Raw genomic sequence first — 16,737 nt, forward strand, 5'->3', positions numbered from 1 at the left:
TGGTGGTTTTCTAAGCCATCACTGGATGGTGGTTTTGAGCTGTTGCTGCTGTTCTTGTTTAAACGTTTTTCCAGCTCTGCTATCCTTGCCGCCTGTTGCGTCACTCTCTTTTCTAGTTCCGCAATCCTAGCCAATAGTGTACTGATGATTAGTTCGTAGTATTTCATGCAGCTATTTGATCACAACCACATAATTTTTCAAATGTTTTTTTACATGACTGTATCCGAGATACACCGCAGGAGATCCCTCACCCTCGCTGCGCTCGGGTTCGGGATGACGCGGAGAGTTACCTGAATTTTAATATATAGGTATTTTCATGTTAGTAAAAGAATATCTTAGCTGTGATGCGATTGAGCTGGCAAAACGAATTAAAGCAGGTGAAATTAGCCCTGATGAAGCTATGAATTGTGCTCTTTCACGGATAAATGAAGTAAACACATCAATCAATGCTATCGTTATTGATTGTTCTGATTTTGCCAAAAAGTGCCTTGCCAATCTTAATGGTAATGAACCATATTATGGTGTTCCTTTATTAATTAAGGATTTAGGACAACCCATTTCGGGAATCCGCAGCACAGAAGGATCTCATTTCTTTGCCACCAATATTGCCCAGTTCACCAGTGATCTGGTCACTAAAATGATATCATTAGGTTTTATACCTATTGCAAAAACAAACACACCTGAATTAGGCCTTTCCTTTGTAACAGAATCCGTTTTATTAGGTCCCTGCCGTAATCCTTACGATCAAAACAGAACTTCTGGTGGCTCTTCAGGAGGTTCTGCGGCTGCAATTGCTACTGGAATTGCGCCTGTAGCTACAGCAAGCGATGGTGGTGGCTCGATTAGGATCCCCGCCGCATGTTGTGGTTTATTTGGTTTTAAGCCGACAACAAGTCTAACACCAACAGGCCCTTTAACTAATGAGTTATGGTCTGGTCTGGCAGTCAATTTTGTGCTGACCCGATCACTTGGAGATTCGGAGGCGTTATTTAATCAATTAGTGGACCATTCACGAGTACGCTTGCATCAATCTAATAAAAGAACATTACATTAAATGTATTGTATCTCGATGGTGCTTTTGCCTCAGTTCCTGTTGCAGCTCCATGTATTGAGGCAGTAAACAAAGTTGAAGAATTATTAAAAAAAATAGGACATAAAATTCAGAAAAAGAATCTGGAACTGGATCTTAAAGCCATCGGAAATTGTGTAATCACACTTATCGCAGCAAATACATATTCTGTGATTAAGCTACAAGAGATTCAACTGGGAAGAAAGGCAACTCGAAATGATCTCGAACCAGTGACGTGGGAATTTTACGAACGTGGACAAACTCTTTCAGCCTATGAGTATCTTATTGCAAAATCTCATTTATACCAACTTACCCAACCCCTACATCGGTTATTAAATCAATCGGATGTAATACTAACCCCGGCCCTAGCTCAACTTCCCTTACTAATCGGCGAGTTAAGCACTGATGATGAGTTTGAGCGCTATTTACAAAAAAATACTGAATTTTCTCCATTTACTTCACTATTTAATCATGCTGGTCTGCCAGCAATGACTATTCCAGTTATGATGCATCATCAACTTCCAGTATCAATACAAATTGGGGCTGCTCAAGGAAGCGACTTACTGCTATACTCCTTGGCGAAAGATTTACAATCTATGTAACCTTATTTTAATCAATTTGTTACTTTATAATAAAAATTATGAGTTTGTAATGCAAAAGAATAAACCTCCTACAATAGAATTTTATAATTCTCTACCTGATGATGTAGAGAAGCTCATGAGAGAAGATCTTATAGCATATGAAACCACTCACGGAATTGATGTAAATTATAAACCGTTCTGCTTTGTTTTAAGGGATAAAAATCAAAAAGTATGCGGCGCCCTAAGCGCATTCACTGCATTTGCCGAGATTTATATTGATGATATGTGGGTACATCAGCACCATCGAGGCAAAGGCTATGGAAAAAAGCTGCTGCAAGCACTTGAAGCTCAATTTCAAGGAAAAGGATATAATAATATAAACTTAGTTACCAGCGCGTTCCAGGCTCCTGATTTTTATAAAAAATGTGGTTTCCAAGTTGAGTTCATCAGAGAAAATACTAAAAATCCAAAACTTACAAAAACATTTTTTATCAAATACTTCAAAGATGAGATCCAGAAACAAGGAATCCTGGAATAAAAAGATTGAGTATTTATACAAAAGAGCTCTTACTATTAGGATAGAGCTCTTTTATTACTATTGATTCGTTATGGGATTGCTTTTACCCATATTTTGGATATTAGGACTGCTTTTTTCAGCCAGGTTGCTTATTTTCGGCATACTTTTATCAGCTATTATATTGTCCTTTGATGCATTTTGAGCCATTGGTCCTTTGACATCTACTACAGTTGATTTTGGATGTGTGCTTTTAGCTACCTGTTTTGATTTCAATGTAGAAGTTGTCTTACTTGTGGTTACCTTAGTATTTTTTTTTGCACTTACTTTTTTTACTGGTAATGAAGATTTTTTAGCGGTAGGTGCTGCTTTTTTTGCAGGTGAAGCAGCTTTTTTAATGGCAGATGAAGAAACTTTTTTTGCCGCAGATTTAGCAGCGGTTGATGCTTCTTTAGTGCCTTTTTGTATGGTAGTAGAAACTTCACTCATCATTTTTTTAGTATTCTGCTCTAAATTACGAGAGACATTTAACCAATGACTTTCGAGAATATTAAACATATCGCGCATATAATTTAGAGTCATATGACTATTTTGCATGAATAGTTCCATATTTTTTTCAAAATAATCCTCTGGTCTTTTTATGCTTGATAGATCCATTGGCTTCATTAAAGATAAGTTTTGCATCATTTTAACGTTGAGCTCCATGAGTTTTTGCATCGGAGCGTCAAAATTGTTAAAAAATTTTTGTTCAAAAAATTCATTCTTCATTAGCATCTCCTTATGTTGCATTGCACAATTCAAGGTTAGTTATAATTTATTGATTTGTCAAATAAAATCGAGCCAGCAAATCCAGTCTTCGGAAGCTTCGCCCAGATTTACTTATAATGGGTCTTGTTATCACCAGAAAACCAGTGCAGAGTAGCTATCTTTAAATAAGTCCTTTTAATTCTACAAACCTTGTCATGATGCTTAATTGATAAAAATATCTCAACAATTATAGCAAATAGTTTTTTTATAAAAAGCAATGGTACAAATCATCATTTTTCAGGTAGGATGAATAGGGTTTTTATTGTAATTTTTTTCAAGGAGAGTATTGTGGGCACACTTACTGTTGATGGAATGACTGCTGTTGAAAAATCAAAAAAAGACCGTGCAGAAGCTTTAAAAGCACTAACTTCCAAACCGTACAACGTAAATGACGATGAACAGCAAGCAGCGCTGAAAAAATACATTAATGACTTCGAGTACCATGCGAATCTAATGTACCTTTTCCAAGGAATGAGTACCGGGTTAACTGCTTGGGGTGGTTCTTGGTTAGCAGGTTTTCTTTTGCCAATTCCTGAGTTTGCGAATTACTTTCTAAGTATGTTTCTTTACTGTGGCGCTGCGGGCTATATTCTCCAGAATTTTAGTCTTGCCGATTTTCATAGCCAACTCGATGAAATGAAAACTATTTACAACTGGTGTTTGAAAAAAAATCAGACGGAATATGATGGAGTCGATAATACAAACATACTTTCTAATCCTGATATCCAACGCATGATTAAATTAATGGCTCCGTTGTGTTCCACTGAGTTTATGTTGGTATGGAAAAATGTAACTGCAACTGAGGAAACCAAAACATCTATTTGGAGCAGTTTATACAATGCTTATTCTCTTTTTTCATCGTCTAAATCCGATGTCGATCTTAATCGTCTGCAAGATTTAAAAGCGAGTGTAGAGCGACGAGAACTTGATGTGGGTGTTTACAAAGGTGTGGAGGGAGCTATCCGTTATTTCGCAACAGATACTCATTTCAGAGAACTTTTAATGGCGAAAGTAAAACAACCTGTCGATCAGATAAGAGATATGTTGCCATCGGTACTCACTTTTGGACACTCTAAATCTGAATAATGATAATAGATATGTTGCCCGGATACTGAACGTATTCCGGGTTTGATAATTTCAGTTGTTGCACTTAATAATTTTTAGATTTTATCCAATGATGTTCTGTTTAAATGGCTGAGTGGTACTAAAAATGCCAAATAATTAGCTAAAAAATTGTAACATTGAATCGTAGTAAATCATCAAATTCCGAGAAGGAATTAAGAATCTAGCGTTTAACATGGTCCCAATGTGACGAAATAGCTCAGTTTTTCTAGCTTAAATTGAGTTATTATGAATTAATCCCCGCTAGTCCTGCTGTATCATTCAATTATAACTTCATTGAACGTTCCTTCATGGAGCATGATAAAATTTTTGCGGTAAAACTGCTTCTTAAATAGAAGCCGCGTGGTAATGTTTTGATTTTATTCCCTTCAGCATCATAACCATTACATAATGATTTTCCATGTGCAGCCTTAGGTCTAACCTGCAAATACTCCCCAGATTTTGCATCTAATGTTTCAATATGTCCGCTACTAATTTGAAATGATAGATAATTCCAATCTGCTGCTAAAATACGTTCCTCTGCTTCATCAGGTGACCATAAAAATCCCTGCCCAATTCTTCTTTGCGCATAAGGAATATCCGCATCCCCTTCTACTGGAACCCATAAAATTCGTCTTAATTTGGCATAGCATTGAGACGACTTCCATTGCTGTTGATGAATAGTAAGTAAAGGGATAGAAGTAATAAATGTCGATTCTGTAGGTTTTCCGGATTTATTTAGAGGCAATGTTTTCAACTCCACGCCTAAAACCTGGAAATCGGGTAATGATTTATTCTGAGCATCAGTACCCAACGCCAACTCAATCGCTTGCCCAACCCACCCTTTTCTCTGATTAGGATGAGCAGGAATTAATAACCCTAAGCTCAAACCTAATTGGGCAAAACTTAGGCCTGCGATACCATTGCAACGCTCAAGCAATTCAACTTCAGTTTTCGGCGGTGTGTTTTTTGGCAGTGAGGTCACCATGGCCCTCTTTAATCTCTATAGCGAGTGGTTCAATTGGAGGTCTAATATTGGCTGCTTTGAACTGAGTCATAATAGCAAACAATACCTTTGATTGTACCTCAAAACGGGTGTGAATTTGAACATTAATGAAATATCGAGCTTCAAATTCAAGCAATGCTTCATCGATTTTCTTAAGAAATACTTGAGCAGGAGGATCTCCAACAATTTCTGGAGTTGTAGCCAGTACGTCTTGTATCAGTTGTTGGATCATCACCGGATCATCAGAACGACTGACTTTAATCGGAATAACTGTTCTGACAATACCATCCTGGTGTGTCCAGTTAGTAAATGGTTTGTTAAATGTTTCTGCATTAGGGATCAATACTTCCATATTGTCCCAAGAACAAACTCTCATAGAGCGGATGCCAATATGGGCAACACGTCCTTCATGCTCACCTATGGTTACCAAGTCACCCTCGCGCACAGGTCGTTCAACAAGTAACATAAGACCACCTACAACATTACTTGCAAAATCGCGCAAACCAAATCCCATACCTACAGCAAGACCTCCAATAATCATTGACATCCCACTAAAGTCAAATCCAAGTACATGCAGGGAAACAAAACCGCCTAAGAGAATAACTGCGTATTGAGTAAAAACTGAAAGACTATTACGTACTCCTGCATCTTTGGCATTTTTATACAACCAACGATAACAAAATTCGCGCGTCCATTTAGAGGCCCAAACACATACTGCAAGAAGGATAAAAAATTCTATAGTACTGGTAACAGTTACGTGGATTCCTGGGATATTTACAATAGTATATTGAGCAAACTTGCCTAAGCTTATCATAACTAATGAATCGGAATTCCAACCAAATAATTGGAATAGAACATGAATACTCGCTATTAGTAGTAAAACACGTAAAATATTGTCTAATGGCTTTAAAAAGACCTCCACCCAAAGCCATCCATTGCGTAATGAAGAAATCATCAACTCAGAAAATAACTCCAGCGCATCAAATAACAAACCTCTGGCAATAATATATCCGACTAGCACAAGTAGTGCATAAGCTAGATATTGACTAAGACTCCATGCTAAACCGATAAATCCTAATAATCCTATTACCCCAGTAGTTAACAATGTAATAGGTACTAAAATAACTAATAAAGAAATAGCATTGCTAACATATCTTTTTTGGCTCTTGAACAATGGGCGCAAAAGATAAGGAATAACATCTTTACTTTTCCATATAACCAAAGATACGGTTAAAATAAAGAGCATAAATAAGCGGTTAAATATATCTTGAAGTAGTATTGATAAGGGTAATAAGTGGCCAATAGTCATTAAAGCGGTGGTCCACCCGCCGAATAGTAATAGCCATTTTATACGGTAATAAAGTTTAACATCCTTACCTGATGAGTCAGAGATTCGTTCTAATAACACCAAGCGTGCTATTAAGATTAATATTTTAAAAGTAAACCATACTGCAATTAATTGAAATAATAATTGGTAATTGGAAAAGGAAATATGCGTTATATAAAGTAATGACCAGAGCATGGAAACAATACAAAAATAAGGGATATTTCTTTGTATAAGAACCAAAACACCATCATATAGGTAACCTGTTAAACGGGAGCGCTCTTTGTCTCTCCGAAGCATCTTTAAGATACGGCTTATCATAAAGAAGAAAGCTACAGTAAGCACAAATCCACCCCATAATAGAACCATGGATAAAGTACTTAACCACAAATAGCTATCATAAACTTTTAGGCCCAATGTTCTTAGGTATTTATAAAATAATCCAGGAATTGCTGCTATTTTTTTAAGAATAATTGGCCAGCTGCTCAAACTATAATTGGCAAGGGTTTGTCGCGAAGACAAGAGTGTTTTGAGCTGAGCTTGATAATCGGACAAGCTTTTAAATAAAAGTTGTTTTTGTACATTCGCCTCTTTAAGCTGCTGCGCCAAAGTAGATTGTAAGGAACTTATCGATTTCTTTAACGTTGGTGATACAACAAGTTTTGTTTCCTTATCCAAAAAATTTTCTATGTGTTGTATTGTTTTTTCATTCTTTGCGTATTGATTTAAAGCATCTTTATAAATCTCAGTTATAAGCTGCAAATTTTTTGTATCTGGATTCTTAAGGTAAACCATATCCGCTTTAACCACAGTTTTTTGTATATTTAAAGCATTTAAATGGTTTTGAATTGCTGCAATATTTTGGTTGTTAATCAATAACATTGCTTCGTAATCTGCTTCTGAAAGTTTTGTTGATGACTTAGAGCGCTTATCTGACTGATTATTCAGGTTGCTTTGATAAAGTACTGTTAGGCGTTTATTGAGTTGCTCTTTTAACGATTTAATTTGAACTAGTTTTTGTTCAAGTACAAAATTTGAATGCCACGACTCCAAATGTTTTATTTCATCATCGAGAGAAGATTGATATTCTTTAGCTAGTTTTAAATTTTCAGTAATGAGCTGAGTTGTTTGCTTATTAATATTGATTAAATTTTCAACTTTCTCTACGCGCTCGGGAATGGACGTATTCTCTTTATCGAGAGGCATCTGTTGAAGTTGCTTTAAACGCTGATTGAGATTGTTTTGCTCTTTATTTTGATGTTCGAGGAAACTTTCTAAACTTTCAATTTTAACACGAGTCATAGAGCGTATTGCTGACACCTGTTTCATTTTAATGCCAAATTCCTTTTCACTTTTGAGCTGTATCGGTTTTTTTGCATCCTGGATTGCAGTTATTAAGTGAATTTTTTCCTGGGTTAAGTATTCAGAAAAAGTAACCTGCTTTTTTACTGGTGCAGCTGCAGCAAAGGAAGCAGAACAAAATAAAAAAAATAACAATCCCCAAAAAGTACGATTTACTTTTAATGAGTTCATTTGTCCAAAGAACACATTAGTTTGACGAGCACAAGTATCTATCCCCAAATTTGCTTTTACACCAATTAGAGAGTTGATCCCTGCTTTCGCAGGGATAATCATTTTTTTTACGAGGTTGGCTAAACTCTTACCAAGTTTACTATTTAGTTTGTGTAGTTGGAGCAAGTCTTATTCCCAATTCATTTAATTGTGCGTTACCCGTAGGAGATGGCGCACTCGTTAAAAGGCACGATGCTGTTTGAGTTTTAGGAAAAGCTATAACATCTCTAATTGATGTTGAGTCTGTAAGCAACATAGCGAGACGATCGATGCCAAGAGCAATACCACCATGAGGTGGCGCACCATATTGCAAGGCATCAAGTAAAAAGCCAAACTTTTCCTGAGCTTCTTGCTCATTAATTCCAAGCAATTCGAAAACTGCTTTTTGTAAATCCGATTGATGAATACGTATGGAGCCCCCACCGATTTCATAACCATTAATTACTATATCATAAGCTTTTGCCAATGTGTGTGTTGGATTAGCACGTAAGTTCTCAGGTGATAGATCCTTAGGCGAAGTAAATGGATGGTGCATTGCATTTAATTTGTTGTTCTCATAATCCTTTTCAAACATGGGCCAATCAACAATCCATAATAACTCCCAACCTTCCTTGAGGAGTTTTCTATCATGCCCTAGTTTTATTCTTAGTGCTCCCATCGACTCATTGACGATATGATTTTTATCTGATCCAAAGAAAATAACATCGCCTGTTTTAGCCTCAGTGCGTTGCAAAATTGCTTGTACTGCTTCGTCAGAGAGAAACTTTAAAATAGGTGATTGTAGTCCGCCCATTCCCTCGTCAAGATTATTTACCTTAATGTAAGCAAGCCCCTTGGCTCCATAAATACTTACAAAACGACCATAATCATCGAGATCTTTTCTACTAAGATCGCATCCGCCTGGTAATCTTAAAGCAATCACTCGTGATTCTGAATCATTTGCTGCAGTAGAAAATACTTTAAAATCACACTCCTTTACTAAATCTGCAACATCAATCAGCTCTAATGGATTACGTAAATCTGGCTTGTCACTGCCAAAGCGTCGCATCGCTTCTGCATAAGGCATTCTGCTTAACTTTTCGGGTAGTTCTACATTAAGAATTTGTTTAAATACAGTTTTTAATAATCCTTCAATAAGATTTAAAATGCTTTCTTCATCAATAAAAGACATTTCAATATCAAGCTGTGTAAATTCAGGCTGTCTATCAGCACGTAAATCTTCATCACGAAAACAACGAACAATCTGATAATATTTATCAAAACCCGAAATCATTAATAATTGCTTAAAAAGCTGCGGTGATTGGGGTAACGCATAAAATGAGCCAGGATGCACTCTAGAAGGAACTAAATAATCCCTAGCTCCTTCTGGCGTTGCTTTTGTAAGCATTGGTGTTTCAATATCAAGGAAACCATACTGATTGAGATAATTGCGAATACAGCTGTTTAACTGATGACGTATCGTTAGTTTATGTTTCATCGATGGACGACGCAAATCAATATAGCGATACTTATAACGTAAATCTTCGTTCACGACTTGGAAATCATCAGGCAAGAATGGTGGTGTTGGTGACTGATTAAGAATCTCAAGCTTTGTGCCAACGACTTCTACTTTACCTGTGGCCATTGCGTCATTAATCATCCCTTCTGGTCTTCTCCGTACAACTCCCGTTACTCGAACAACAAATTCGGAACGTAATTTTTCTGCATCAGAAAATGATATTTCATTTTCCGGTTCATATACTACTTGTAATAAACCTGAGCTATCACGAACATCAAGAAATATTACACCACCATGATCTCGACGATGATGCACCCAACCACATACAACAACTTCTTTACCTAAACTTGACTCATCGACGCCCAAACAGTAGTGTGTACGCATATAAAACCGCCTATATAAATTTTTACAAATTGTTTTTTAATGCAGCCTCTGATGCTGGCGGCATTACTCCTAAAGAAATTATAAATTTTAGTGCTTCATCAATACTCATATCTAACTCAATGGCATCACTTCTGGGAATCATCATAAGAAAACCTGAAGTGGGGTTAGGAGTAGTTGGTACAAATACAGAGATCATTTCATCTTTTGTTTTATTATTTATTGCAGTATTTCCTGCACCTGTTTGAAAGGCGATACTCCATAATCCTTTACGTGGATATTCTATTAACACTACTTTACGAAAAGCTTCGCTGTTTGTAGATAATACCGCATTAATTACTTGTTTTACTGCTTTATAAATTGATCGAACTAAGGGGATTTTGATAAGAAGGGATTCCCCCCACTCCACTAGCCGCTGCCCCAAATAATTGGTGGCAATGACCCCCGTGACCAGTAAAATAACAAGCGATAAGATAACTCCAAAACCTGGAATATAATGTCCAATTAATTGTTCAGGTTGATATGCTTTAGGAATTAAAGCCAAAGTATTGTCAAGTAAGTCAATAATAAAGCGCAATACACCAATGGTTATAAGTATGGGCAACCATACTACCAATCCGGCGAGTAAATAGCTTCTTAATGACATTGTTTTCACTTATTGTCACCATCTTGAGTTGTTTTTGATGAAGAAGTGTCTTTTGCTTTCTCAGTGGAAACAGGGGCGTCATTTTTAGGGGTAGCGTCCTGTGGTTTATTGTTTTTGTTTTTAAAATCAGTAGCATACCAACCTGTACCCTTAAGTTGAAAACCTGCTGCTGAAATAAGCTTAATTACAGTATCTTTATAGCATACGGGACATTGCTTAACGGGCTCATCACTGATTTTTTGCATCAAATCAAAATGATGATTGCAACTTGTACATTGGTATTCATAAATTGGCATCGAAAACGACTCCATTAACTTCAGACAGTTTAATCTAACCTGCTATTATAACTAACTCCCAAAGGATGAACAATATGTAGATCCTATGCCAGAGCGTGCAGAACCACTGAATTCAGTCTGATAATTGTCTAAATTTTAAAAAATATTTTTCGTCGATATAAAAAAGCAGCAACTAAAAAGTTTAAGAACAGGAACAGTAATGCGTAAAATAGGGCGGCATTTTCTGGACCAAAACGACCAAATAAATATTCTGAAATAGCCACTCGTAAAACGTCTTGTGACCCGTTAGGCAGAGTGAAAACGAACATGGATTGAACTTTCAGTAAAATAACATGAAAAATAAAAATAAATAATGCATTCATGCCAAAAATCTTAAAGGGCAACGACCATTTTGTATAACCTAATACATCAATAATAAAAAAACACAAACCAAAAACAATAAGTGAAAAACCACTACTCCATAAAACAAATGAGCTTGTCCATAAATTTTTATTAATAGGAACGTAACAACTCCATATCCAAGCTAATAAAAGGGATAATATGCCCATCGTAATCATCATCATACTTTTCTTATACTTACTGATGGAGGTCAACAAAAAATGTCCAGCTAAAACTCCAGATAGAGTAGTGGCAATCGCCGGGATAGTACTTAAAAGCCCTTCTGGATCAAACGTTTTCGATAATAAATGTGCGGGGGAAAATATTATTGTATCGATATAGCCTACCCAGTTTCTTGTCATACTTAATTGATCCATGCCAGGAACAGGGATGGGAATTTGAATCAGAAAATACCAATAACTTATAAGAATGCCCAAAAAAATAAAAATTTGAGTCTTAACTGATGTATTAAGATAGAGAAGAGCACAAATGAAGTAACAAAATGCGATGCGTTGCAAAATACCATAAACGCGAACGGTTGATAAATCAAAATGTGATGGAAAAGCATTCAGAAAGATACCAAATAAAAATAGAAGAAGAGTACGAGTAACAATGCTTCGATAAAGCAATACTTTACTTTCCTCTTTTATGTGTCTTTTCAGACTAATTACAGTAGTAATTCCCACTATAAATAAAAAAGCCGGAAATACTAAATCTGCTAATGTACATCCATTCCATTCAGCGTGTTCTAGTATAGGGTATGGAATTCGTGTTCCCTGGCTATTGACTATAACCATTAATGCCATCGTAATACCACGAAAAACATCTAAAGATAAAATGCGGCTGGATTCAGTTGAATTACTGCTCATAGAATAAGTTCATTTAGAAAATGATCATAATAACAGCATACTAAGTCGTCTTCAAACCACGTACAGGAACATCCATGTGGTATACATAGTGTTTGATAATTTGTTCAGCTTGTTCACAGGTCAAAGGTTTGCTGATTGCTCCCTCCATAAAGTAATGCTGGCAATCGTATTTTACTACGTCTGCTTCAAAACCAGTTAAGGCAATAATAGGTACATGATGTTGTGTATTTTTTTCTTTTTGACGTAATTGTTTTGCAACCACATAACCAGAAGAATCTTCTAATCCAATGTCCATTAGCACTAAATCATATTTTCCAGGTTGAAACAATTCTATTGCACTATTAGCAGAATCAGCTATATCAACCTGGCAATGCAATGCAGTTAGTAGCGCTTTTTCAACGTTTTGTGCAATAATATTATCTTCTACCATAAGCACTGTGGGTAAATAACCTTCTTTTAATAAAGGTTTAATCTTTTGATTGTCTTCTTGTAAAACGTTAGCGTGTTTTTCGAGTTCTTTAGTTAAGGTGATATCATTCAAAATCACAATCAATCCAATTACTTTTTTATTGCGATTATGCATTAGTATACGTGACGACAGGAAGTAATAAGTCTTACCCGAATTGTCTTCAATCGCTTTTTCTTCCACGTTATGCTGAGGAACACCCGAAAATATTACTTTCATATCTTCTAATTTTAATTCTTCTATTCGTTCCTTATCCCAATGAGCAAATTCTTCCATTTTTTGATAAGGAGTACCTTTGAAATCTTTGATTGTATTGAGCCCCAGCAGTTTGACGAAATTGTTATTACATCCCTTAAGATTGCATTCAGTATCTACCCAATAAACAATATTGGGCATTGAATTAATGATTTCCATGTAATATTCATGTATCGAATCAAGATCGTCTACAGTCCTATTTTTAGCGTGGGATGACATGCAAATGCTCCAAGAATTTATAGTTTTGCATGTAAATTATAGTACAGATTAATTATTTTGATTTTTGAATTGAAGGGCTGAAAAAACTTATTAACAAAGATTGATTTAAAAAAATCAATCCTCGTCTAATATTATATTTTAGCTTATTATCCATTCAATTTGTTGTTTTAAATCGATTGAAATCTCGGAAAGCTCCTCAAGATCATAATCCATGTAAGGGTTCTCAACTGGACTATTATTTGCCTGATGATGCATAATTTTTTTATCACGCTCTTGATGTAACCATAAAATCTGCGGCTTAAACAAATGTAGAATCCCTTCAACCCAGCGGTCCAACACTTGCCAATAAGGATCATCACTTAAAGTCATTTTATAATGTTTAAGTAGCCGTGCACTGTATTCTGAATTATACCAAATTTCAGAGGTAACCCAGCGATTAACCGTGAACAAACGTATAGGTTGACCTAGTTGGTTCATGCCAATTGCTATCAAATGAGTCATAGGGTTATCAATATATTTGTCCCAATCTGCTAAAGGCGCTGGTTTGATACTTTTGGGTATATGCTTATAACGTAAAAAACAATGAAAATGGCCATGCTCCGTGCTTTCATAATTTTCTCTATGGCAATGATAAAAATATTGAGCACCAGTTTTATGATCAATACGATCTCCATGAGGATAATGACTCATTCGTTCAAAGCGTCGTTTCCTTTGTAAGGTATAATGCAGAATGCTTTTACCCTTTTTGGCTGTCATTAGTTGTTGGGCTTCTAAAATTTGTTTGGCGTAATTCAAATAAACATTTTTATGCCAATTGCTAAGTTGGGGTAATTTAAATTCAGAATGAGTAATCATATTTCTTTACTTCATATAGGAAGGAAAAAACAAGAGGTAGTAAAACTACCTCTTTATAGAACCAAAACTACAGATTACTCACCAGAGCAACCACCGCAACCTTTGCAACCTTTGCAACCTTTGCAGCCAGTACAACCCTTGCAGCCTTTGCAGCCATTACAACCTTTGCAAGTGCTAGTAGTAGTATTAGTAGCATCATCTGCATAAGCAACAGATACTACAGGAGCTGCTAATACAGTTAATAAAGCAGCGACAGCTAATGTTGATTTTTTCATAATTTTACTTCCTTGATAGTTAATGATTTTTAACCCATTTAGATATTAGCAAAGAAATTTGAGTTTTTCTTCCTTTTTTTAAAAAAGTTTATCATTCCATTCCATTTTTATCACAGTTGAAAGCTCAAAATTATCAAAATTAGGACAGTTCATTTTTTGAAACCAGTAAAAAGAATTTATCCAACATTTTAACGCTCAAAATCCATTTTAAAAAAATCATAAGATGAGCTGGGAATGTAACTGGATATTTGGCTTTAGGCCTTTTTGATTCAATTGCATGAATCAATTTGTTAATTACTGCATCGGTTTTTCGAGTAAAAAGAGATTCGGACTTCTTTTGCTTAAAAGTAGTCAGCATCCGCTCATACTGTTTACTGAAATAACTATGTTGCATATCGATGTTATTTAATGAATTATCTACACAATTATCTCGAAATCGACTGTCTATAGGACCAGGTTCTATAGTGATGACCTCGATATCTGAAGATTTCAATTCCAATCTTAGCGTATCGCTTATGCCCTCTACAGCGTACTTGGATGCATTATAAGCGCCGCGAAAAGGCATACTGATTATGCCTAAAATCGAACTTATATTAACAATACGACCATATCCCTGTTTCCGCATGACGGGAATAGCCAGACTAGTGAGTTCAAGTAGTCCGAAAACGTTCGTTTCAAATTGAGCACGCAATACATCTCGTGATATATCCTCCAATGCTCCTGCCTGGCCATATCCCGCGTTATTAATTAAAATATCCAATCGCCCTTCTGTTTTAACCAATACTTCGGCGAATCCATTTTGAATTGATGATGAATCCGAAACATCCAGTTGAACAGCTTCTACTCCCATATCTAATAATTTTTGAACATCTTCGATTTTTCTACATGATCCTATAACTCTATGCCCTCTTTGCTTCAGGCTAAAAACAGCATCAAAACCAATTCCACTGGAACATCCAGTAATTAGAATTATTTTATCCTTCATAAATCGTATCCAAAAATTGCCCAGAAAAATCATTTATAATCTATAATTCCTAATGTAACAACATCAGATGGAGTTGCAACATGGAAAAAATTAGCATTCCAAGCTATAAGATTTTTCGGCTCCTTGTTCTCTCTTTTGTATTACTCACCGGTTTCTTATACACAAATTTAGCTAAGGCAGAAACGACTTGCTCAAAACTGTCAGGCCAACAGCTTGCTTATTTCGTTGGATATCATTCAGGCAATTATTATGAGCCATCTCCATATTATGAACCGCCTCCATACCACCACCATCGCCATCATAGAAGATTTTACTGGACTGATTGGCGGTACATAGGACATGGCTGTAGTCAAAGCTGCCTCATTGACCGCTGGAATGGAGGTGTGATTCGTTGTAAGAGAAGTTGCCGTTAAAAATTAGCTCTTAATCTTGATAGAAAGTTCTGTGTGAATTAATTTTTAGGCAAAATAATCAACCAAACCTTTAATCACCCTCTTAGTTTTTAAGGGGGTAACTCCAACTTCTTCTTCGAGCATCAAGTGTTCCTGAGCCCCATCATTCTGTTGCGAAGATTGACGTGAACCAGTGTCAGAATCAATTTGCACTTCAGATAAATTTAAGCCTTGTTCAGCCATCATTGCCTGTAGTTTAGGTAACGACTGATCGATAATTTCCCTGACATTCTGATTATGTGTCGTTATATTGACTGAAGCTACATCGTTTATTACTTTAATGTTGATTTCTAAGGGCCCTAAGTCTTCAGGATTTATTTTAATTACCGCACCTTTAATTTCTTGCTGACCAAGCCAGATGATATGCTCTGAAAATTTGTTTGACCATTCTGGATTATCTATTTCTACTGCTATAGTGAGTGATTCAGATATTGTTTCGGAAGTACGAGCAGAACTTACAATTGGTGTATGACTCACCTCATTTGTCAATACATTAACCATCGATGGTAACTTTATCTCATCAACATAATCAAGGAGCAGCTCAGATTTTGGCTGAGTTGGTAACGTTGTCTCATTTTGATTCTCTATTTCAGCGGTATTGGGTTGGAATAAAGCCTGATCCACCTCATTTTTTTCTTCTTTGCTCTCCCAAGAATCCACTTTAGGAGTCAATGGCAAAGTTGAATTTGTTGATTTCACAGGTGTTTCACGGGATGAAGAGATACACTCTGGATCTTCAGCGGGTTCAGTAGACTCTAAAGGCTCCAATGAAACACTTTTTATATTTTGGTATGAATCAGAATTAAAAATAATATCTGCACTTTGTAATAAATTATTTTCATCTTTATTTTCAATTGACACAGGTTCGTCTGATTGCTCTATCTCTTGAGTTAAAGTATTTTCCTTCATACTTTGAACATTTTGAGTTTGTGTTTGGAATTCATTTAATTGTATTGTCCTCAACTGACTCAGTTCTTCTTTTCGTCTTATATGTGTATTTGTATCCTTAATTAAATTGTATTTTTGCTTAGAATCTATCCGATGTACTTCAATTTCCTGCTTCACTTCTGATAAAACAGGCTGCTCTGATAAAACAGGCTGCTCTGATAAAACAGGTTGCTCTGATAAAACAGGTTGCTCTGATAAAACAGGTTGCTCTGATAAAACAGGTTGCTCTGATAAAACAGG

Annotated in this window: 16 protein-coding genes and 1 pseudogene; 4 read left to right on the forward strand and 13 right to left on the reverse strand. The window is 36.0% G+C overall.

Annotated elements, in window-relative coordinates:
- Window positions 1–167: DUF6444 domain-containing protein (locus BW930_RS17390; protein WP_254843429.1), on the reverse strand; the 167-nt coding region annotated here is incomplete at its 3' end.
- A gap of 149 nt (window positions 168–316) precedes the next feature.
- On the opposite strand from BW930_RS17390, the pseudogene BW930_RS17465 reads away from it, so the two are divergent.
- Both BW930_RS17465 and BW930_RS15805 read left to right on the forward strand, forming a co-directional pair.
- Window positions 317–1,671, forward strand: a pseudogene (locus BW930_RS17465) (amidase).
- A 49-nt stretch (window positions 1,672–1,720) separates the two neighbouring features.
- Entirely contained in the window at window positions 1,721–2,188 is a 468-nt protein-coding gene (locus BW930_RS15805; protein ID WP_058467098.1) for a GNAT family N-acetyltransferase, read from the forward strand.
- A gap of 57 nt (window positions 2,189–2,245) precedes the next feature.
- On the opposite strand, the gene BW930_RS15810 is transcribed toward BW930_RS15805, so the two are convergent.
- Entirely contained in the window at window positions 2,246–2,932 is a 687-nt protein-coding gene (locus BW930_RS15810; RefSeq protein WP_058467097.1) for a hypothetical protein, read from the reverse strand.
- 327 nt (window positions 2,933–3,259) lie between these two features.
- Between BW930_RS15810 and BW930_RS15815 the strand changes: the two genes are divergently transcribed.
- Window positions 3,260–4,057, forward strand: a complete 798-nt coding sequence (locus BW930_RS15815; RefSeq protein WP_058467096.1) for a hypothetical protein — start codon at window positions 3,260–3,262, stop codon at window positions 4,055–4,057.
- Between the two features lie 301 nt (window positions 4,058–4,358).
- Here the strand turns inward: BW930_RS15815 and mutH are convergent, their stop codons facing one another.
- From mutH to BW930_RS15865, 10 genes are all read right to left on the reverse strand, one after another.
- Window positions 4,359–5,060 (reverse strand): DNA mismatch repair endonuclease MutH, encoded by a 702-nt coding sequence (gene mutH / locus BW930_RS15820; RefSeq protein ID WP_058467095.1) that lies wholly within the window; start codon window positions 5,058–5,060, stop codon window positions 4,359–4,361.
- On the reverse strand, window positions 5,020–8,100 hold the full coding sequence (locus tag BW930_RS15825; protein ID WP_058467094.1) for a mechanosensitive ion channel domain-containing protein: 3,081 nt from the start codon (window positions 8,098–8,100) through the stop codon (window positions 5,020–5,022). Before BW930_RS15825 ends, mutH begins: the two co-directional genes overlap by 41 nt.
- Entirely contained in the window at window positions 8,075–9,856 is a 1,782-nt protein-coding gene (gene aspS, locus BW930_RS15830) for an aspartate--tRNA ligase (protein ID WP_058467093.1), read from the reverse strand. The genes BW930_RS15825 and aspS overlap by 26 nt, the downstream gene beginning before the upstream one ends.
- 22 nt (window positions 9,857–9,878) lie before the next feature.
- The gene (locus BW930_RS15835; protein WP_058467092.1) at window positions 9,879–10,508 is read right to left on the reverse strand and encodes a DUF502 domain-containing protein; all 630 of its coding nucleotides are present in this window, start codon (window positions 10,506–10,508) and stop codon (window positions 9,879–9,881) included.
- Window positions 10,505–10,795 (reverse strand): FmdB family zinc ribbon protein, encoded by a 291-nt coding sequence (locus tag BW930_RS15840; protein ID WP_058467091.1) that lies wholly within the window; start codon window positions 10,793–10,795, stop codon window positions 10,505–10,507. The genes BW930_RS15835 and BW930_RS15840 overlap by 4 nt, the downstream gene beginning before the upstream one ends.
- A gap of 128 nt (window positions 10,796–10,923) precedes the next feature.
- On the reverse strand, window positions 10,924–12,042 hold the full coding sequence (locus BW930_RS15845; protein WP_058467090.1) for an acyltransferase family protein: 1,119 nt from the start codon (window positions 12,040–12,042) through the stop codon (window positions 10,924–10,926).
- A gap of 40 nt (window positions 12,043–12,082) precedes the next feature.
- Window positions 12,083–12,982 (reverse strand): response regulator, encoded by a 900-nt coding sequence (locus BW930_RS15850; RefSeq protein ID WP_058467089.1) that lies wholly within the window; start codon window positions 12,980–12,982, stop codon window positions 12,083–12,085.
- A gap of 138 nt (window positions 12,983–13,120) precedes the next feature.
- Window positions 13,121–13,837, reverse strand: coding sequence for a DUF6969 family protein (locus tag BW930_RS15855; protein ID WP_058467088.1), 717 nt, complete (start codon window positions 13,835–13,837; stop codon window positions 13,121–13,123).
- A gap of 74 nt (window positions 13,838–13,911) precedes the next feature.
- Window positions 13,912–14,112 (reverse strand): hypothetical protein, encoded by a 201-nt coding sequence (locus BW930_RS17405; protein ID WP_058467087.1) that lies wholly within the window; start codon window positions 14,110–14,112, stop codon window positions 13,912–13,914.
- Window positions 14,113–14,251: 139 nt separating this feature from the next.
- Window positions 14,252–15,097, reverse strand: coding sequence for an SDR family NAD(P)-dependent oxidoreductase (locus BW930_RS15865; protein ID WP_058467086.1), 846 nt, complete (start codon window positions 15,095–15,097; stop codon window positions 14,252–14,254).
- A gap of 80 nt (window positions 15,098–15,177) precedes the next feature.
- On the opposite strand from BW930_RS15865, the gene BW930_RS15870 reads away from it, so the two are divergent.
- On the forward strand, window positions 15,178–15,510 hold the full coding sequence (locus BW930_RS15870; RefSeq protein WP_058467085.1) for a hypothetical protein: 333 nt from the start codon (window positions 15,178–15,180) through the stop codon (window positions 15,508–15,510).
- A 45-nt stretch (window positions 15,511–15,555) separates the two neighbouring features.
- Here the strand turns inward: BW930_RS15870 and BW930_RS17030 are convergent.
- Window positions 15,556–16,737: flagellar hook-length control protein FliK (locus BW930_RS17030; RefSeq protein ID WP_139325584.1), on the reverse strand; the 1,182-nt coding region annotated here is incomplete at its 5' end.

Origin of the sequence: Fluoribacter gormanii (assembly GCF_900156395.1) — a bacterium.
Classification (GTDB): Bacteria; Pseudomonadota; Gammaproteobacteria; order Legionellales; family Legionellaceae; genus Legionella; species Legionella gormanii.